The organism is Aquimarina gracilis (assembly GCF_035285365.1).
Classification (GTDB): Bacteria; Bacteroidota; Bacteroidia; order Flavobacteriales; family Flavobacteriaceae; genus Aquimarina; species Aquimarina gracilis.
This window is the reverse complement of the sequence record NZ_JAYKLX010000005.1, coordinates 27,975-45,113: the sequence shown is the minus strand read 5'-3', so window position 1 is coordinate 45,113 and position 17,139 is coordinate 27,975. Positions and strand designations below refer to the sequence as shown.

Here is a 17,139-nt window from a genome sequence, read left to right as displayed (position 1 = left end):
AAATATTAATTCTTTTACAAAAATCATTTCCGTTAACATAGATATGATTTGAGTTAAACATCCCAATTGTTTTTAAAGAAATTTGTATTGAATCAATGTAAAACTTCAAAAAATTAAACAAATGAGTAATAATAGTAATACATTTCTAGGAATTCTAGCGGGAACAGCAATTGGTGCTACTTTAGGCATCTTATTTGCACCGGATAAAGGATCCAATACAAGAAGAAGAATTGCCGAAGAAGCAACTGCTACAAAAGATAGAATTACAAGCGAAGCAGTACATTTAAAGGATCAAGTTACCACAAAACTGGCTGCGAAGAAAGAAACTTTGGACGAACAACTTGATTCTATCGTTTCCGATGCTAGTCATAAAGCAGAAGATTTAATCTCTTCTTTGGAGGATAAGCTTGAAAAACTTAAAGCGAGAACCAAAAAATTACAAAAGTCATAATGGGTGTTATTGAGTCCATAAACAAAACTTCTAATAAAGCACTGGATTGTGGAGAGACTTATGCAAAAGTTTCTCAAAAATATTATAAACTTAAAGTGTTTCAGTTATTAACACGAGCATTTTCGTTCTTAAGTAAGCTTGCAATTTTAGGTGGTTTGCTTTTCTTGGGGTTGATATTTCTAACAGTTTCTGGTGCAATATGGTTAGGGCAGGTTATAGGTAGCATTGCCTTAGCCTGTTTACTAATGGCAGGACTGTTCTTTTTATGTACTTTGTTGGGATATTTCTTGCGAAGACATATAGACAAAAATATAATCAAAAAAATGTCTAAGGAGTTTTTGGATTAAAAGTCTATCTCCATAAATTAAGACGGGCAAGTTTAATTAAGGAAGAAATTAAAGCAAAAAAATTAAATATATTTTAAACTTAATACATAAATATGAGGGATTTATTAAGAGTTTTTAAGGTTTGTTTTTTATTGATAGCTGTTTTTTTTATGTCATGTAAAAATGATCCACAGCCAGAGCAGGCAGTTAAAATAGAACAAGAAAAAATAGTTGGACTCGTTGAAGATGTCCTAACAAAAGAAGAACAAGATGCCCTAACCCCAGATATGGTTATTCAATCATTGAAAGAGGGTAATGATAGATTTATTCGTAATGATCTAACCGCCAGAAGCCATTCTGAACAAGTAAGAAAAAGTACGAATGCCCAATATCCTAAAGCAATCGTACTTTCCTGCGTTGATAGTCGTGTACCTGTCGAAGATGTTTTTGATAGGGGTATTGGTGATATATTCGTAGCAAGAGTTGCCGGTAATTTTGTTAATGAAGATATCCTCGGAAGTATGGAATTTGCTTGTAAAGTATCAGGCTCAAAACTGATCTTAGTTTTGGGGCATGAGCATTGTGGAGCTATCAAGGCGGCGGTAGACGATGTTAAGCTGGGTAATATAACGCCTATGCTTTCTAAAATTAAACCTGCTGTAGAATCTGTGGAATACTCTGGAGAAAGGACTTCAGAAAATACTGAATTCGTGCATATGGTTTGTGAAAGTAATGTACAAAACACAATAACTCAAATTAGAGAAGGGAGTTCAATTTTGAAAGAAATGGAAGATAATGGAGAAATAAAAATCATTGGTGCCGTATATGATATGGATAGTGGAAAAACTACCTTTTTAAAATAGAAAAACACCAGGTTCAATGACTAAAAGGTTAAGCTTGTAGCTATCCATATGGTCATGGCCGAAGTCATTCGTATAATAATTAATCTTTAATCTTCATTGAATTTATTACTTATTTAAATCACACTAACAATGGAAAAAACATATACTTCTTTTAAAGAAATAGAACAAGATCTTCGTAAGCTTAATCTTCAGAGAAAAATTGCATTAGAAGAAATGAAATTACTAAAATTTGAACTTAAAGAAGATCTTCAGCCATATCAATGGGTTTCAACCTTACTAAGTGCGATAAAAAAATATGGTATATTTTATATGATTAGAAGAATATTCAGGTAAATTATCATGCTACTTCAGACACTTCTTCAACTGGTAAAGTAGCCCTGTTTTTGAATTCGTTAGGGCTTATATCATATTTTTCTTTAAATATCTTAGAGAAATAACTTCTACTACTGAAGCCTATTGAGTATACAATTTCGGAAATATTCATATCGGTAGTGGCAATAAGATCTCTTGCGACCTCTAGTCTTACATGTCGAATATATTCTGTAACTGTTTTAGCATATAATAGTTTGAACCCTTCCTGAAGTTTAGCTTGTGCCAGACCGGTTTCTAATTCTAATTGCTCAAGTGAATAATCTTTGGAAACATCTTTAATAATTTTTTTTGCTAAGTTTCTAATAATTTTCAGTTCACGTTTCAACAATGTAGTAGGTAATACTTTTTCTTTCATAGCTCGATCATGCTGCTGAATATGCATAGAAAGTATCTGATAAATCATTCCTTCTATTTGTAATATCCTTATCATTCCTTCTTGTTTTACTTTACGAAGAGCGGCAATTTGATCTGCTAATTTTAGATTAAACGTACCAAAATAGGCAAACGTATTTTCGTGATCTGTATCCATAAAGACTTCATACAATTTTTCATTAAGTTGTGATACGTTGTTGAGTCGTTTATTCAGATATTTTTTTCTTGCTATTTGTATTACGTTTATCTCAAGCTTTTCATCTTTTGGGAAATATCCATAATTGTACCCTCCGTCACGACTAGTTATGATCACAGATTGAAACTGTTCTAGTGATCGAATGTCAGTTTGATACCCAAAACGATGTCCACAATGTCCAACCAAGCAATACGCAAAATGTATAGGATTATACTCAGATGTATCCATCACTAAAACATAATCTTTGTGAAAGATTATGTCATATTCTAATAAATTTACACCCCAATCAAAAGTTATAAATCTTATAGAACCATGTGCATTAAGATTATTTACCGTTAAGATGTATTCCCCCCATCGTTCTTGTATGGTGCCTCCTATTACTTCTTGAATCTGCCGTACTGTACCTTCTGTACTTTTAGCTGTAATATTTATAGATATGGCGGTTGGTGTTTCTGCATACATAGTGACTAGTGTGTGTGAATTATGTTTTGTTTATAAAAAATTCAAAAATAATAAACAAAAGTTAAAAAATAAAGTATGTGGCTGGTAATAATATGTTAAGATACACTAAATTGACTAGATATTATATATGATCATTAGTTATTTATCATAAGAAAACTCCCTAGAAGGGAGTTTTTAAAAAAGGCAAAATATGTTTTTTAATTTTTACATGGTGTCAAATTCGTCTACAACGAAAAAATCTTCATCTTTTTCATTTACATAATAAATCCCATCGCCAAATACATATTCCATATTCTTATCGGCAACAATTACTTTAAATCCTCTATCAGTTGGTTTTAATTCAAAACTATTGTCGTTGATCTCTTCATATCGTACTACTATGTATCGATCATAATCTGGGAATTGATCATTATCTACTAGTATTAGCTTACTGACCTGTTTTGGAGTATTGGCCATATCCTGATTTAATTTTCCTTCATCGGCCTCTTTTAATTTGATAGGTGATCGCGTAGTTTTATAAATCGTTATTTTATAAGGTACCTTAGTACCATCTTTCATATAATTAAATTTCTTTGTTATTGTGGTTCTTTTGACTTGTTTAGATTCTTGTGCGACAACAGTCGTTAGAGAAAATATTAAGAACAATGATGTTATAAATTTTAAGGTTTTCATATTGAATTTTTAAATTAATAAATGGTATTACTATTTTGTTTACTTAGAACTTTTAAGCATGCTAGTGTCAAAAGAGTCTGAGGTATTCTTTCTCCACGCATTCAGCATCCAGGTTAGCTTTTCTAATTCTCTTATATAAGCTCCGATCATATCTATGGTTCCTTCATCTTCAGCTTCGCCTGCGTGTTTAAGAACTAACCGCATTTGTGTTAATATAGTTTTATGATCTTTCATCAGCTCTTCTACCATTGCAGAATCTGTTAATAATGGAGATTTCTCCTTAATCGTAGCCATATTAATATACTCCTGAAATTGACTCACTGGATGATGCTGTAACGTTAAAATACGCTCTGCGATCTCATCAATTTTTACTTTCGCATCATTATAGAGTTCTTCGAATTTCTCGTGGAGATCAAAAAAATTCTTTCCAAGAATATTCCAGTGGAAACCTCTTAATTTTTGATAATATAGATTATAGTCTGCTAATAGAATGTTTAGTTCTAAAACGACTGGTAAAAGCTTTTTCTCATTCATATTCAAATAATTCATAGCAATTTTTTAAAGATTAATTTTTATTTAATTGAACAAAATAAGTTTATTACTTTTTGTTCAATACAAAGATAGTATGAGTAAAAAGGGATCTTTTGCTCATTTACCATTTATCTTAACTCTATTGTGATGAAACCTGAGGAAGGTAAAAAAGTCTACTTTAGAAGAGGTTTTAGATTGATGTAGCTATAATTAATTTCGCCGATGTGTTTGTACTCGGTCTCTCTATCGTGTAGGTCACCCCAGCCAAAATTACGTTCTATTGTATCGTCTTTAAATTTTGAGAGTAAGTCCTCGGAAAGGAGAATATATTCTTCAATAGGCACCTTATTTTTAAGTAATCGATGTGCAATAATTACATCTTCACCCATAAGCTTAATATTTTTGCCAATAGGAACGGCACTTACTTGTTTGCCAAAATGGACCACAATTTTTAATCCTAATATATCTGGAATGTTTGCTCCGCCTGGTTGATCCTTATATTTTTTACGAAGTTTTTTTAATTGATCATAAAATTCAGTGTAAAATAACCTGCATTGATATACTATTTCAGTAAAGGTGGGTAGAGGACCTGTTTTATAAAACAAAACTGCATCACCTTCTATTTCAGAAACCTTAAGGTTTAATTTATTAGCATATATGACTCGATTTAGTAGAGATGGAATTACTTTGGCAGCCAGTTCTATATCTGTAGAACTCATAAACTGGGTAAATCCGCTAATATCAGGTATACAAATCAGGGTAGGTTCTGCCTCCATACATTATTATTTTATTCTATCAGCTCTAAGATACGTTTTAGATCTTGATTATTTTTGATATTCATCTTTAAATCTGATTCTAATGCTTTAATTTCATTCGACACAACTGTAATATACTCTGTACAAATTTGTTTTGTATTCCAGATATGTAATAGGGCAGACATTAATTCGTATGCTACCGCGCTATCGGTTTTTGCATACTCTCGTATAGGCTGAATAACTATCCTAATGAGTTCGTTTGCTGAAATTGTATTATGAATAAGTTGAATATTACAATTGGGTATCTTTTCAAAAGTCTTTGGTTGAATCTGAAATGCTTCTGCAAGAAGTTGACCTAGTTTTGAAATAGCGTTTATTGCTGTCCCTGGATCATTTACTCCAGGTGAAAGTGCTTTTACAGCTACTTCGGTTAATTTAATCATTCCGCCAACACTACTATTATCATCGTGTCGATTAGATAAAATATATAGACAAAGTTGAAGAGATTTTATATCACTTTCGGATATTGGCTCTTTGATTCTGAATATGGACTCGCCTTTCCAAACATGTTGATCTGAATACGGGATAATCTCTATAGTGTACTTTTCTTCCTTTAATTTGTTTTCGAGTAAAGAGATATCAAAAGATCGGTAGTATCCGGTTTTATTACAGGAGATTGTTTTCCAATTTGTATTACTAGTTTTTGTATCAATATTCCATGTATTACTTTGCTTCTTTTTCTCTTTTTCTAACAATTTTCTGCTCGTAGAGAAAATATTGTTAATTATATTGTGGATTTGAATGGCTTGAGAAATACTATGAATAAAATAAACAAATAATCCTATACAAATAGCTCCTAACACCGCAGAAATCATCACCGAAAATCCGATTGCATTTTCAGAAGACCCATAGGCTCCTAAAGACATTAAAATAATTATGGTATATAGCAAAGTACCAATATAAAACCCTAGAATAATTTGATGTTTTTTATTGGAAATAAGTCCGGGTAACAATCTTGGAGAAAAGTTTGTAGACGCTTGATTAAGTACTACCATTACCATAGTAAAACTAAATACAGTTAACGATAGGATACCGCCAAATAATGTAGACAAAATGGTTCTGGCAGTTTCATGATCCTGAACGATCAAGAAAGGAACTTTCTCTTTAAAAGTGTTTATTATTTCTAGATGTTCAATAAATAATAGCGTTGTTGCCAAAATGAAAAAAGCTACGCTAATCAACACGGGATAAAAAGCAATACTATTAAAAACAGTACTTTTTAATTTCTTCAAAAACTTTAGCGCAGCTTTCATACTATAAACTTATCTATACTCTGGATTTTCGAAGTTCCATCGCGTACCATCATCCCAATCTTCTCTTGAATTACCATAAGAATTATATCCATTATTGGCCTTTAACATTGAGGCTAGATGAAGTAAATTATAAGTCATAAAAGTGGTATTCCTATTTGTGAATTGATTGTTTTTGGCGCCGGACTCTTCATCGAGATAACTTGGTCCGGGGCCTGCCTCTCCAATCCACCCACAGTCTGCTTGTGGCGGGATACTATAGCCTAAATGTTGTAGGGCATATAAGATTCCCATCGCGCAATGTTTGATTCCATCTTCATTTCCAGTAATTACACACCCACCAACTTTGCCGTAATATACATACTGTCCCATCTTGTTGGTCTCACCACTCATACCATACAAACGTTCTATTAATTTTGTAGCAATAGATGATTTTTCTCCTAACCAAATAGGAGTACCAATAATAAGGATATCGGCATTCATTACCTTGTCATAAATGTCTGGCCAATCATCTTTTTCTTTACCTTCTTTTTTCATATCTGGCATTAAGCCGTAAGCAATATCATAGTCGACCAAACGTAAATATTCTAATTCTACGTTTTCCTTATTCATTATATTCATTGATACTTGCATGAGTCCTTCAGTATGACTTTGCTTTGAAGAATCTTTAAGTGTACAGTTAATATACAATGCTTTTATGTTTGAGTAATCGGGTTTATTTATATTTTTCATGTTGAGATATTTTAACAATTCTCTAAAATTGGTCATTTTATGATTAGCACCTGTGCTGAATTGCTATGATTTTTAACGCTATCCAAATGACTGATCTTACTTTAATCTAAGGGATAATGGTTTTAGTAAAACAGTTAACTAAAAGTGTATATGCGCACAAAAAATAGAAATAAGGAAATTACTTTTGAAGTGAAAATATAAATTAAGGGCTACTGCTAGTCTAAATAAGAAATATATCATTAGGGCAAATGTGATATGTAAACCATTAAGTAGCCCTTATCATTCTAACTTTAAAAAAACCTTAATCATGAAAAAATTTATAGGATCGTTAATGATCATATTATTATTAAGCAGTTGTGATGTACAACAAAAAAAAGAGGCTAAATTACCCGATGTGGACGTTGAAGTAGATACCGAACCTGGTCAATTACCCACATTCGATGTGGATTGGGCAGAGGTTAATGTAGGAACCAAAACTCGTACAGTAAAAATTCCAAAGGTGGTGGTAGTGATGGAAGAAGAAGAAATTGAAGTGCCTTATATCGATGTTGATATGCCAAATTCTGGCGAAAAAGAAGAGTTGACATTACGGGTAGAGGCGGAAGTTGAGGGTAAAGAACATACTATAGATATTAAGGAAATTGTAGCTACCGGTAAAAATTTATATGTTATTTCAAAACTGGAGGAAAAAGAGCAAAGTCTTGGTGACAAAAAGTTACGAATCTCTGATCAAATCATTCTGAATGCACCTGATCTTAATGTTAAGCATATAATTATGGGAGAAAAACCTAACCGCGTTTTTAATGACGAATACAAATATGTAACAGATATAGAAAGTTTTAAGGCTAATCTGAAAAACTCAAAAGTAATATTTAGTAAATAGTATATCTAAATTCCAGATTAGATATGGTTAGTTGCGAAGATAGCCTCTTAAATTACTTTGAGAGGCTATTTTTAATCTATTTAAAATCAATAATTATGAATATTTTTGAAAGCTTAAGAAAAGATCACGATATACAGCGAGAGCTATTAAAGAAATTGATAGAGACTTCGGGAGACACAGAGCGTAGAGACCAAATTTTTAAAAATTTAAAAAAAGAATTAGAAATTCACGCCGATGCAGAAGAAAGGTATTTCTACGTATCTCTTATCGATAGCGATAAAACGCAAGAACAGGCAAGGCACGGTATTGCAGAACATCACGAAATTGACGAACTTATAGAAGAGCTGGAGAACACAGAATATTCGTCATCGGCATGGCTCAAAATAGCAAAACAACTTAAAGAGAAGGTAGAACATCATCTCAAAGACGAAGAACATGAAATATTTCAAATGGCCGGAAAAGTATTATCAGAAAATCAAAAAAGTAACTTAGCCAAAGACTATTCGGAACATATTAAAAGTCACAGATAAAAAGTGTTCAAGATATGAATACAGATTTTACAAATCCAAAATGGCTGGAACAGATCATTACTACACCCGAGACAGTAATTGATCAATTAAACTTGGTTTATGTAAATGATAAAAAATTAAAGATAATACGACAAAAAAAGAAAAAAGGCTTTTTATATCTTTTGAACGGAAGGCCTGTGTCTACAAAAACTGATATTGACAGAATTAATCGTTTGGTGATACCTCCGGCTTGGGATGAAGTACGAATAACCACTTTAGAAAATGGCCATTTACAGGCTGTTGGCAGAGATCTTAAAAACCGAAAACAATATAGATATCATCCGTTATGGAATAAAATAAGGAATCAAACCAAATTTTATAAAATGACCGTTTTTGGGAAACAATTGCCGAAAATTAGAGCAAAAGTAGATAAAGATCTAGAACAACAAGGTTGGCCTAAAATTAAGGCAATAGCATTGATTATTAGGTTGATGGAAGAAACTCACATTCGTATCGGAAATGAACAATATGCAAAACGTAATAAAACCTACGGGCTTTCTACAATGCGAACCAGGCATGTCACTCTCGAAAAAGAAAAAATAAAGTTTGAATTTGTTGGAAAAAGAGGTAAAAAACATTCTGTAACTTTACGTAACAAGAAATTGACTAGACTGGTTCAACAATGTGAAGAAATACCGGGATGGGAATTATTTCAATATTATGATGAAGAAGGTAAAAAACAAGGTATTGAAAGTGGTATGATCAACGATTATCTTCATAATATTTGTGGAGATTTATTTACCGCTAAAGATTTTAGAACCTGGTCGGCAACTATTATATTTTTTGAAACTTTGATGGAATTAGGAACCAAAACCAATGAAAAACAAATTCAGAGAAATACACTTATCGCTTACGATACTGTTGCAAAACATTTAGGTAATACCAGAAACGTTTGTAGAAAATATTATGTTCATCCTTTTGTGGTATCTGCATATCAAGACAGTACTATCAAAAAAGCTTTTGATAATGTTGAGAGCTCCAATAAAACTAAAGTATATCTTTCTGATACCGAACATGAGGTATTGCGACTGTTAGAAAATTATAAACCAGCATTTTTTGAAAGTGTTGTTTGAACCCATAAAAACATAAGAATATGAAAGACAAACTAATCAATGCCTGGAATAAGATGATCGAAAAACTAGAATCCTGGATAGATAGTATAGTAGTAAACTTGCCAAATCTAATTATTGCAATTCTCGTTTTTATTATAGCCTTGATTGCCTCAAAATATATAAGTAAGCTCATCTTAAAGCTCTTAAACAGAAGTCGACTACAACCTTCTATGAAAAAATTAATTTCAAAATTGGTATCTATAGTAGTCATAATCATAGGACTTTTTCTAATACTGGGAATCTTGAATCTAAGCAAAGCTTTAAACACCATATTGGCTGGAGCGGGGGTAGCGGGATTGGCCGTGGGACTTGCGCTTCAGGGAGCTCTGGCAAATACCTATTCGGGTATAATACTTTCGTATATCAAAAATTTGAAGTTTGGAGATTGGATTAAAACCAATGACTATGAAGGAGAAGTAATTGACATTAGTCTTAGAGCTCTAACCCTAAAGCAAGTGGATAATAACCTTGTCTACATTCCTAATAAGCTGGTTGTAGAAAATCCTATTAAAAATTATTCAACAACGGCACAATCAAGAGTTATTTTGGAATGTGGAGTAGGGTATGAGTCAGACCTGCGAGCAGTGAAAAAGCTTACCGTAGAGACTATTGTTAACAATTTTAAAGCAGTTGAAAAAAAGGACGATGTTTTATTTTTATGGAAGGAGTTTGGAAGCAGCTCGATCAACTATGAAGTGAGGTTCTGGATAAATTCAACTTCTGCACTCGAAGTTGCCAAGGCGCAAAGTGAAACTATCATGCTTATCAAAGAAGCATATGACAAGAATAATATTAATATACCATTCCCAATTAGGACATTAGATCTTCCTAGTGAATTTATTTCATCAATAACAAGTAAGTCTAGTGACTCTAGTGATTCAAAGAGTTAGGTGATGATATGTAAACTGAAAAAATTGTTCAAAACAAATAAATAAGAAGTAAATATTTAAAACACTTATATTTTCTTAGTGACAACTATCTGTTTAATTTATTTCTAAATAGTTTTGAGGTAAATTTCGATTAGTTTAAATCATTTAGCCACAGTACAATAAACAAAAATGCCGATAATCATAAAATTATAGGCATTTTAATAATAACGTAGAATTTTACATAATATAGTTTTTGAGTGTTATAATTTTTGTTTTTTTGTGGTTTACTTGGCGGTCGGAGTTCAACTCTTCTATAATGTCCGTTCCTTCTATCCATTGAAAAATTAAAAATGTCATTTGTCGCGTTAGAACTTCGGCAATATCAACGGGTAACGATCGATCTTTGAGAAGCAACGCTGAAGTATCGATAATGTCTTGATCAAAATCCAAACACTTTGTCATAATAGGAATATATTTCGTGTTTTCTAAAGACCGCTTAATATCCAAGCCCAATAGTTTTGATTTTGCTTTATCGATGTAAGACATAACAGGTTTAATGTCATTAAAAGTAAGGGCTTCAGCTATTTCGTTCGCAAACTTATTTCTCTTTGAGCTTTGGTAGTTCAAGAACCTGGTCAACGGGACAATTTGAACTTCCTGGGCGGCATGATAGTACCTTTTTTCAGCTTCAAAAGTCATTTTCAAGAGCTTCTGAATCTTTTCAAACTTTTTCATAATACAATTATTGATTAACTACAAACGCATGTATGACACCTGGAAGCCACCCAATAAGTGTTAAAAGTATACTGATTAAAAATGTAGTTCCCAATCCATGTTTCAGGAATACAGCTAATGGGGGTAATAGAATATTTAAAATAATAGTGAGTAAAGACATGTTATCTGTGTTTAGTTAAAAAAATAAATTCAAATTTTCTTTATTCTGGTCATCATAAATCTATGGTTCCGGAATAACTTCGGTGTCATTTTTTAATATGTGTTTCCCGTTTTGCATTCGAATATAAAGTGCCATTCCGGCATTGCTATAGGATGCCGATGGATTGTTTTTTATTTTCTTTGAAATTTTATATAAATAGGTTTCTTCTACTGTCCCAACAAGAATGGTGTTATTTTCGATCCATTTTACTTTATTACCCTTCTTAATCATCGTTTAGTATATTAAAGATTAATTACGCTACACGTTGCACTTCACTTTCGCTCTTCAACACATAATCTCCATCATCTTGTTTGATATAAAGTGCCTTGTTCCCTTCTTCTCCTTCTCTGGTAACCTCTGTTCCTTTAATAGTCTTAGTGACTTTTTGGGTATATGTCTCCTGTACCTTCCCAGTTGCATATCCTTCTCCCCAATTCCATTTAACTTCTGAACCTTTTCGTATCATAATTTTTTATTAGCAATATCTTAAGGATTTTTATTCATCATTAACTTAATCCGTTTAATTCTTAACCCGAATCGCTTCTTAACCCTTGATATACTTAAGAAAACGTTAAATTCTAATTGAGTCAATAATTACGCTTTTAGAGCAACATGTACCCTTGTGTGTATGTTATTTTTGTGATATATCTTAAAATCTATAAATGTATGGGACTTCAACTTTTACTCATATTTATAAGCGGTGTAGCATCGGGAATTATCATTACGATCGCCAGCAGAAATTCAAAAAAGAAAAACAACATTAATTAAATAGAATCAAATTGTTGAGACTCTTATTAAACCTTCAGATGTTAATCGATACGCATCTCAAAAGAAATTATCGTTAATTAAAAAAAAGTAAATATGAAAACATATTCTGAAAAGGTAGGAAACAAATTAAATGATCTCCTCGAAAAAACGTATGATGCAGAAAAAGGTTTTAAAAAAGCGGCTGAAAACGTACAACATACCGGACTCAAAACTTATTTTAAGCAGAAGGCGCAGGAACGATATGATTTTGGTCATGAACTAAAAGAAGAAATTAAATCCTTTGGACAAGAAGTAGATAAAGGAGGAAGCATCACTGGTACCATGCACAGGGCTTGGATGGATGTAAAATCTGTATTATCCAAAGATAGCGAAGAATCTATGTTAGAGGAGGCAATCCGAGGAGAAGAGGCTAGTGTAGAAGAGTATGATGAGGTACTATCCGAAATCACCTTGCCTGCTAGTACACAAACTATTCTTTCACAGCAAAAAAATAAAATAATGGATGGATTGTCATCTATTAGAAGACTAGAGGATTTAAATTAATAGAACTCTATAATAATTCGTGTGATTTATTTTCCTGGCAGGGTCATTCGATTAGCGCTAAACAACGCAAAAAGTCTTGAAGGGGCATATATAATAGGACTTTATATCGAATGGCCTTGTTTATTCTGTTTCGGGTCCTGTTTGAGCATCTTCAAAATCTATAGAGTTATCCGTCATATTTTCAAAAGCATCAAACCAGGCATTTTTAAAAATATTTATAATTGTATCCCAAATATCACTTTCCACATTGTTTAAGTCTCCTTCTAATGGAACTTTGGTTGCTAAGGTATCTTTTTTATGATTTTTGAGTACAAATTTGAAAAAACCAACAAATCCTTCCCATAAAGTATTCAAAAAATTATCTTGTTTTCCTATCAATGTAGTATTTTTTAGTATTGGTTTGATGTATCCTTTTAAGTATCCATCGGCTATGGCAACTTCGCTGTATATACTGAATTTTCCACTTTGAAAATCAATTCCAGAATAATGTTTTGTGAAATCATTTAACGCTTTAACGTTTGCCTTTTCAAGAGAAAATGAAATATCGAGATCAGGAATAGTTCTTACCAGATCCATCTTGCCGTTTAGTGTAACACTACCTTGCCCAATAGATACGGCTGAAGCTTCTAACGAAGATGGAAGTTTTTGATCACTGCGTACAACATTTTTAAGATTTTTGGCCTCAAGATTAATTTGATCAAAATAAAGATCGATGTTGGGATTAGCAGATAATTGAATAAAAGTGGCCTTACCATTTTGGATTTGAAGTCGGTTGATATCAATAGGAACGAGATCTGTTAATGCTTTTGTCCAATCCTCAAGCTCAGGATCATCGGCTTGCTCTTTTTCCTGATCTTCGAAAACATAATTTACATGGGGATTTTTCATTACAATTTCGCTCACAATTTTTCCTTTAAAAAGTGAACACCACTCAATAGAAATGTCGGTTTTTTCAAAGTTGAGAAAAGGAATCTGCGAACCTGCATCCACTTTATTTAAATACAAATTGTCTATAGCATAAGCTCCGCGAATCAAACAAACGTCAATATCTTCTACCTGGCCATAGTAACCAGGAATGTTGGCAAGCACTTCATTCACATATTTTTTTAGATAATAGGGCAGTAGGAGTCTCCCGACAATGAGAAATAAGATAACGGTTATAGACAAAAAGAATCTTTTCTTTTTGTAGAATGACTTCTTATTATTTATAGACATGAACAGGGTATTTAATTTCTTTAATCAAAAAGAGATTGTCCTAACAACAATCTCTTTTCTGTTATATTATTAAAATGGTTCTATTGGCCTTGGTCGGCTAGTAGGCAATCTTGGTAAGAAGCTACTTTTCTATCTAGTAAAGCCAGGCCTTCATCACGTGTGGCCATCGGGTCTATTTTTATATTTGTACCATCGGGAAGATGAACAACATAAAAACCATCTTCAAATGAGGAAAGTTTAATTACTTCACCATTAGATTTGATTGCGCTCCAAGATTTTTGAGATGGGCTATAGACCAGATCTAATTTTTCTCCTTTGCGTTTTCCTTCAATAACATTAATTTGTAATCTGTTTTTGGTAGCGATCATCTTAAAAGTACTACCCTCACGCTCAACGATTCGAGTTTCGCTTTCGCCATCGTTCATAGCCAGCGGATTAGATCCACTCCAGAATTCTATAACATTAAAGATTAAAGCATCTCCTATAAAGAATAGACCATATACCGGTACAATATTTAACCCCCAAAACACTAAGTTATTTACAAATCTACTATCGGAAAGATCCTGGTTCCAATCTTTAAGTCCGTTGAATGCGCTAAATGACCCTAAGCAGCTTGAAAAAAGAAGTGATGCCGATAACGAAATACATATTGCTATTTTTTTCATAATTAAAATATTAAAGGTTTGTATCAAAGTTACTGTATGCTCTATTTTAGATTAACTCATTAAAGATTTTGAGTAACTCAATAGCTAGATAAGATAATGTTTGATTTACATTTTGAATAACAAAGAAAGATCTTGTTATCGTTTAATATTTGAAGAAAAAAAATATAGAATATACTAACTGCTAATAGATGAAGCACTTTTTATTTTATATTCTTTCGGGCTATATCGGTATTTCTTTTTAAAAATTTTACAAAAATAGCTTCTGCTCGTCAAACCTACCGTGTAAACAATTTCGGATATGGTTAAATCGGTTGTTCGAATTAATTTTTCTGCCTTATCGAGTCTTGTATTTCTCACAAAATCAGAAACAGTTCTGTTATACATAAATTTAAACCCTTCTTGAAGCTTGGCTGGTGATAAACCGGACTCTAAACATAACGTTTTAATGCTATGTTGTATTTCGGGATATTGTTTAATAAAGTCGCTCATTTGGGTTATCATCTTTAGTTCATTCTTTAATAGCCCACTTGTATTGGTATTATTATCTACTTCTAGACAAAACTGTTCGATATGTTTGGCCAATATCAAATAATATCTTCCTTTTTGAGATAACATCTCTGAAATTTCGTTATCATATTCTAGGCCGATCAGCAATTTTAACTGTTCTGCTATTTTTAAACTATGACTTCCTAAATGAAAATGCTTTTGTTTATTCCCGATTTGATAAAGAAGCTCCTGAATTCTTTTGCCAAATTTATTCGACTCATTACTAAATTTATCGAAATATTCTTTTTTGTTAACTGCAATTATATTGAGCACCAATCGTTTTCCAGCTTTGACAAATATTCGGCTCTCCAGGCCTTTGTTACTGTGGATAACCGCCGTTTGAAATTGATCTATTAAATGAATTTTATCAAGATCCTCAAATTGATGCGAGCAATCTCCCTCCAGACAATATAAAAACTGTAATGAAGTAAATGATACACGGCTAATAGGTATTTCAAGATTTTCGTGTAGTGTAATATCAAAATCATAGGCCTGCAAACCAGGTTGTAAATGGATATATCTGACGGCACCTTTTCCTAATGCTGAATTAGTGCTAATTGTGTAAACATCTTGGTTTTTAACGATTTTACCATCCAATATTTTCTGGAGTTCATAAAACTCGGATGGAACAGCATTGTGAGGTGATTTTACTATAGTAGTCATGAGGCCCCGAATTTTATGTATTTGATTAATAGTGAGTTGGATCGTAATTATTTACAAAATTAGGAGGTCGGTTTGCAAATGTTTAACTTTTTCGGGTTTTTCTATAACTCTATTGGTTACAGGATCAAACAAAGATGGTTTTTTAACGTTATTATCTATTGAATGCGTTACTATTTAAATGAAACAAGGTAATTTTTATATTATTTTTTTGGTTACTTGCACTCATAATTGGATTATATGTTTAAAAAAGTTTCTAATATCGCCAAAAAGGAATTGATAGAGCGAGAAATTGGGGCTACTTTCAGATTTCCCAAGCTTTATGTGCCCAACCCTGTGATTGATGGAACAGAGGAATCAACACTATCTATAGTGACAATGGATAACCCCAAACGTATTTCATATGCTATTTGGGGAATATTACCCAACAATTATGTAGATGAATGGGAAGATTTTCAGAAAGTATTCAGCACACTTAGTGTTTCTAAAGAAAACTTAAATTCTGATGGTTTTTTTCAAGAGCCTTTTCGTAAGAGAAGATGTCTCATCATTGTGACAGGATTCTTTATTTATCATTTATATAATGGATCATTGCATCCATATTATGTGTATCAATCCAATAAAAAACCTTTTTGTCTGGGAGGTATATATAATATATTAGATGATGGTTTTATAACATGTTCTATGCTATTAACAAAGGCTTCGGGGATCATAAATAAAATTCAGAATTTGAATACTAATATGCCCATTCTAATACCAAAAAAATCGTATCAAACCTGGTTAGATCCTGAGTCTAAAACTGATAAAATAAATAATATTATTAATGATTCTGAAATACCCAAATTTTATGCCCATCCCATAGCCAAAGAGTTTTTCAAAAATAATATCTCTTATGATTCTATGCTTGCCCCTGTTTATTATAAGAATATTCCTTTACCCTAATTACTATGTATAAAATTGAACTCAAGCTCCTCTTTAATCTGAGCAATGTCAATTTTTAAGCTCATCGGTATTATACCATACCTAGGACCCACTCCTTCAATCATAAATCGACCAATAAATGCTCTGGCAAAAATAATATTCTCAAAAATATACGTGCCTCCTATGGTTTTAGTCTCTTCATTGTAATGGTAGATAAAAGAGAGCAGCCCTCTCACTTTTTTAAATTCTTCTTTACGTTTTTCTGCAATTTTATAAAGTTCTGATTCGTGTAATGTTGACTGAAATTTAAGATGGATAATTGTTTTTTCATCCCGCATTTAATAAGTAGGTTTTTTAAGGTTGGGTACTAAGTTTAAATATTGTAAAAACCTGACCACGAATTTATATTAAT

24 protein-coding genes are annotated in these 17,139 nt (G+C 32.2%); 10 read left to right on the top strand and 14 right to left on the bottom strand.

Annotated features, from left to right (window positions below):
* Positions 1–121 precede the first annotated feature (121 nt).
* From U6A24_RS10815 to U6A24_RS10800, 4 genes are all read left to right on the top strand, one after another.
* Complete coding sequence (locus U6A24_RS10815) at positions 122–451, top strand: YtxH domain-containing protein (RefSeq protein ID WP_324179985.1); 330 nt, start codon at positions 122–124, stop codon at positions 449–451.
* Positions 451–798, top strand: a complete 348-nt coding sequence (locus U6A24_RS10810) for a hypothetical protein (RefSeq protein WP_324179984.1) — start codon at positions 451–453, stop codon at positions 796–798. Before U6A24_RS10815 ends, U6A24_RS10810 begins: the two co-directional genes overlap by 1 nt.
* Positions 799–947: 149 nt before the next feature.
* Positions 948–1,640: a carbonic anhydrase family protein gene (locus U6A24_RS10805; protein WP_324179983.1), complete on the top strand. Its 693-nt coding sequence runs from the start codon at positions 948–950 to the stop codon at positions 1,638–1,640.
* Positions 1,641–1,769: 129 nt separating this feature from the next.
* A complete protein-coding gene (locus U6A24_RS10800) occupies positions 1,770–1,973 on the top strand; it encodes a DUF6327 family protein (RefSeq protein ID WP_324179982.1) in 204 nt (67 codons plus the stop codon).
* Between the two features lie 4 nt (positions 1,974–1,977).
* Here the strand turns inward: U6A24_RS10800 and U6A24_RS10795 are convergent, their stop codons facing one another.
* The 6 genes from U6A24_RS10795 to U6A24_RS10770 form a co-directional block, all read right to left on the bottom strand.
* Positions 1,978–3,042, bottom strand: coding sequence for an AraC family transcriptional regulator (locus tag U6A24_RS10795; RefSeq protein ID WP_324179981.1), 1,065 nt, complete (start codon positions 3,040–3,042; stop codon positions 1,978–1,980).
* A gap of 204 nt (positions 3,043–3,246) precedes the next feature.
* On the bottom strand, positions 3,247–3,714 hold the full coding sequence (locus U6A24_RS10790) for a hypothetical protein (RefSeq protein WP_324179980.1): 468 nt from the start codon (positions 3,712–3,714) through the stop codon (positions 3,247–3,249).
* 39 nt (positions 3,715–3,753) lie between these two features.
* The gene (locus U6A24_RS10785) at positions 3,754–4,263 is read right to left on the bottom strand and encodes a Dps family protein (RefSeq protein ID WP_324179979.1); all 510 of its coding nucleotides are present in this window, start codon (positions 4,261–4,263) and stop codon (positions 3,754–3,756) included.
* Positions 4,264–4,418: 155 nt separating this feature from the next.
* Positions 4,419–5,021 (bottom strand): DUF2652 domain-containing protein, encoded by a 603-nt coding sequence (locus tag U6A24_RS10780; RefSeq protein WP_324179978.1) that lies wholly within the window; start codon positions 5,019–5,021, stop codon positions 4,419–4,421.
* Positions 5,022–5,032: 11 nt separating this feature from the next.
* On the bottom strand, positions 5,033–6,313 hold the full coding sequence (locus U6A24_RS10775) for a DUF2254 domain-containing protein (RefSeq protein ID WP_324179977.1): 1,281 nt from the start codon (positions 6,311–6,313) through the stop codon (positions 5,033–5,035).
* Positions 6,314–6,322: 9 nt separating this feature from the next.
* Positions 6,323–7,042: a flavodoxin family protein gene (locus tag U6A24_RS10770; RefSeq protein WP_324179976.1), complete on the bottom strand. Its 720-nt coding sequence runs from the start codon at positions 7,040–7,042 to the stop codon at positions 6,323–6,325.
* A gap of 307 nt (positions 7,043–7,349) precedes the next feature.
* On the opposite strand from U6A24_RS10770, the gene U6A24_RS10765 reads away from it, so the two are divergent.
* The 4 genes from U6A24_RS10765 to U6A24_RS10750 all read left to right on the top strand — a co-directional run bounded on the left by U6A24_RS10765 (position 7,350) and on the right by U6A24_RS10750 (position 10,496).
* Positions 7,350–7,925 carry a hypothetical protein gene (locus tag U6A24_RS10765; RefSeq protein WP_324179975.1) on the top strand — a complete coding sequence of 192 codons (576 nt, stop codon included), beginning with the start codon at positions 7,350–7,352 and terminating at the stop codon, positions 7,923–7,925.
* Between the two features lie 95 nt (positions 7,926–8,020).
* The gene (locus tag U6A24_RS10760; protein ID WP_324179974.1) at positions 8,021–8,455 is read left to right on the top strand and encodes a hemerythrin domain-containing protein; all 435 of its coding nucleotides are present in this window, start codon (positions 8,021–8,023) and stop codon (positions 8,453–8,455) included.
* Positions 8,456–8,469: 14 nt separating this feature from the next.
* Positions 8,470–9,567 (top strand): DNA topoisomerase IB, encoded by a 1,098-nt coding sequence (locus U6A24_RS10755; RefSeq protein WP_324179973.1) that lies wholly within the window; start codon positions 8,470–8,472, stop codon positions 9,565–9,567.
* A gap of 20 nt (positions 9,568–9,587) precedes the next feature.
* A complete protein-coding gene (locus U6A24_RS10750; RefSeq protein ID WP_324179972.1) occupies positions 9,588–10,496 on the top strand; it encodes a mechanosensitive ion channel family protein in 909 nt (302 codons plus the stop codon).
* A gap of 216 nt (positions 10,497–10,712) precedes the next feature.
* Here U6A24_RS10750 and U6A24_RS10745 read toward each other — a convergent pair whose 3' ends face one another.
* From U6A24_RS10745 to U6A24_RS10730, 4 genes are read right to left on the bottom strand one after another with little or no spacing between them, the layout of a single operon-like run.
* Complete coding sequence (locus U6A24_RS10745; protein ID WP_324179971.1) at positions 10,713–11,210, bottom strand: hypothetical protein; 498 nt, start codon at positions 11,208–11,210, stop codon at positions 10,713–10,715.
* 7 nt (positions 11,211–11,217) lie between these two features.
* A complete protein-coding gene (locus U6A24_RS10740; RefSeq protein WP_324179970.1) occupies positions 11,218–11,370 on the bottom strand; it encodes a YqaE/Pmp3 family membrane protein in 153 nt (50 codons plus the stop codon).
* Between the two features lie 60 nt (positions 11,371–11,430).
* Positions 11,431–11,640 (bottom strand): hypothetical protein, encoded by a 210-nt coding sequence (locus tag U6A24_RS10735; protein WP_324179969.1) that lies wholly within the window; start codon positions 11,638–11,640, stop codon positions 11,431–11,433.
* A 22-nt stretch (positions 11,641–11,662) separates the two neighbouring features.
* Positions 11,663–11,875 carry a hypervirulence associated TUDOR domain-containing protein gene (locus tag U6A24_RS10730; RefSeq protein WP_324179968.1) on the bottom strand — a complete coding sequence of 71 codons (213 nt, stop codon included), beginning with the start codon at positions 11,873–11,875 and terminating at the stop codon, positions 11,663–11,665.
* 395 nt (positions 11,876–12,270) lie between these two features.
* Here U6A24_RS10730 and U6A24_RS10725 point away from each other — a divergent pair, with 395 nt between their 5' ends.
* Positions 12,271–12,720: a ferritin-like domain-containing protein gene (locus U6A24_RS10725; protein ID WP_324179967.1), complete on the top strand. Its 450-nt coding sequence runs from the start codon at positions 12,271–12,273 to the stop codon at positions 12,718–12,720.
* A 120-nt stretch (positions 12,721–12,840) separates the two neighbouring features.
* On the opposite strand, the gene U6A24_RS10720 is transcribed toward U6A24_RS10725, so the two are convergent.
* The 3 genes from U6A24_RS10720 to U6A24_RS10710 form a co-directional block, all read right to left on the bottom strand.
* Positions 12,841–13,935 carry a DUF748 domain-containing protein gene (locus U6A24_RS10720; RefSeq protein WP_324179966.1) on the bottom strand — a complete coding sequence of 365 codons (1,095 nt, stop codon included), beginning with the start codon at positions 13,933–13,935 and terminating at the stop codon, positions 12,841–12,843.
* An 80-nt stretch (positions 13,936–14,015) separates the two neighbouring features.
* Entirely contained in the window at positions 14,016–14,600 is a 585-nt protein-coding gene (locus tag U6A24_RS10715; protein ID WP_324179965.1) for a DUF3332 domain-containing protein, read from the bottom strand.
* A gap of 174 nt (positions 14,601–14,774) precedes the next feature.
* Complete coding sequence (locus U6A24_RS10710; RefSeq protein ID WP_324179964.1) at positions 14,775–15,809, bottom strand: helix-turn-helix transcriptional regulator; 1,035 nt, start codon at positions 15,807–15,809, stop codon at positions 14,775–14,777.
* A 237-nt stretch (positions 15,810–16,046) separates the two neighbouring features.
* Here U6A24_RS10710 and U6A24_RS10705 point away from each other — a divergent pair, with 237 nt between their 5' ends.
* Positions 16,047–16,748, top strand: a complete 702-nt coding sequence (locus U6A24_RS10705; protein WP_324179963.1) for an SOS response-associated peptidase — start codon at positions 16,047–16,049, stop codon at positions 16,746–16,748.
* Here the strand turns inward: U6A24_RS10705 and U6A24_RS10700 are convergent.
* Positions 16,745–17,065: a hypothetical protein gene (locus tag U6A24_RS10700; protein ID WP_324179962.1), complete on the bottom strand. Its 321-nt coding sequence runs from the start codon at positions 17,063–17,065 to the stop codon at positions 16,745–16,747. The two genes, U6A24_RS10705 and U6A24_RS10700, sit on opposite strands and share 4 nt — an antisense overlap.
* Positions 17,066–17,139: the final 74 nt, after the last annotated feature.

What these genes read in the sequence shown, in the direction of transcription:
- U6A24_RS10715 (WP_324179965.1), bottom strand. Translation starts at nt 14,600, where the DNA reads ATGAAAAAAATAGCAATATGTATTTCGTTATCGGCATCACTTCTTTTT.
- U6A24_RS10745 (WP_324179971.1), bottom strand. Translation starts at nt 11,210, where the DNA reads ATGAAAAAGTTTGAAAAGATTCAGAAGCTCTTGAAAATGACTTTTGAA.
- U6A24_RS10710 (WP_324179964.1), bottom strand. Translation starts at nt 15,809, where the DNA reads ATGACTACTATAGTAAAATCACCTCACAATGCTGTTCCATCCGAGTTT.
- U6A24_RS10790 (WP_324179980.1), bottom strand. Translation starts at nt 3,714, where the DNA reads ATGAAAACCTTAAAATTTATAACATCATTGTTCTTAATATTTTCTCTA.
- U6A24_RS10700 (WP_324179962.1), bottom strand. Translation starts at nt 17,065, where the DNA reads ATGCGGGATGAAAAAACAATTATCCATCTTAAATTTCAGTCAACATTA.
- U6A24_RS10740 (WP_324179970.1), bottom strand. Translation starts at nt 11,370, where the DNA reads ATGTCTTTACTCACTATTATTTTAAATATTCTATTACCCCCATTAGCT.
- U6A24_RS10735 (WP_324179969.1), bottom strand. Translation starts at nt 11,640, where the DNA reads ATGATTAAGAAGGGTAATAAAGTAAAATGGATCGAAAATAACACCATT.
- U6A24_RS10730 (WP_324179968.1), bottom strand. Translation starts at nt 11,875, where the DNA reads ATGATACGAAAAGGTTCAGAAGTTAAATGGAATTGGGGAGAAGGATAT.
- U6A24_RS10810 (WP_324179984.1), top strand. Translation starts at nt 451, where the DNA reads ATGGGTGTTATTGAGTCCATAAACAAAACTTCTAATAAAGCACTGGAT.
- U6A24_RS10785 (WP_324179979.1), bottom strand. Translation starts at nt 4,263, where the DNA reads ATGAATTATTTGAATATGAATGAGAAAAAGCTTTTACCAGTCGTTTTA.
- U6A24_RS10755 (WP_324179973.1), top strand. Translation starts at nt 8,470, where the DNA reads ATGAATACAGATTTTACAAATCCAAAATGGCTGGAACAGATCATTACT.
- U6A24_RS10725 (WP_324179967.1), top strand. Translation starts at nt 12,271, where the DNA reads ATGAAAACATATTCTGAAAAGGTAGGAAACAAATTAAATGATCTCCTC.
- U6A24_RS10805 (WP_324179983.1), top strand. Translation starts at nt 948, where the DNA reads ATGTCATGTAAAAATGATCCACAGCCAGAGCAGGCAGTTAAAATAGAA.
- U6A24_RS10770 (WP_324179976.1), bottom strand. Translation starts at nt 7,042, where the DNA reads ATGAAAAATATAAATAAACCCGATTACTCAAACATAAAAGCATTGTAT.
- U6A24_RS10720 (WP_324179966.1), bottom strand. Translation starts at nt 13,935, where the DNA reads ATGTCTATAAATAATAAGAAGTCATTCTACAAAAAGAAAAGATTCTTT.
- U6A24_RS10705 (WP_324179963.1), top strand. Translation starts at nt 16,047, where the DNA reads ATGTTTAAAAAAGTTTCTAATATCGCCAAAAAGGAATTGATAGAGCGA.
- U6A24_RS10760 (WP_324179974.1), top strand. Translation starts at nt 8,021, where the DNA reads ATGAATATTTTTGAAAGCTTAAGAAAAGATCACGATATACAGCGAGAG.
- U6A24_RS10795 (WP_324179981.1), bottom strand. Translation starts at nt 3,042, where the DNA reads ATGTATGCAGAAACACCAACCGCCATATCTATAAATATTACAGCTAAA.
- U6A24_RS10780 (WP_324179978.1), bottom strand. Translation starts at nt 5,021, where the DNA reads ATGGAGGCAGAACCTACCCTGATTTGTATACCTGATATTAGCGGATTT.
- U6A24_RS10775 (WP_324179977.1), bottom strand. Translation starts at nt 6,313, where the DNA reads ATGAAAGCTGCGCTAAAGTTTTTGAAGAAATTAAAAAGTACTGTTTTT.
- U6A24_RS10800 (WP_324179982.1), top strand. Translation starts at nt 1,770, where the DNA reads ATGGAAAAAACATATACTTCTTTTAAAGAAATAGAACAAGATCTTCGT.
- U6A24_RS10765 (WP_324179975.1), top strand. Translation starts at nt 7,350, where the DNA reads ATGAAAAAATTTATAGGATCGTTAATGATCATATTATTATTAAGCAGT.
- U6A24_RS10750 (WP_324179972.1), top strand. Translation starts at nt 9,588, where the DNA reads ATGAAAGACAAACTAATCAATGCCTGGAATAAGATGATCGAAAAACTA.
- U6A24_RS10815 (WP_324179985.1), top strand. Translation starts at nt 122, where the DNA reads ATGAGTAATAATAGTAATACATTTCTAGGAATTCTAGCGGGAACAGCA.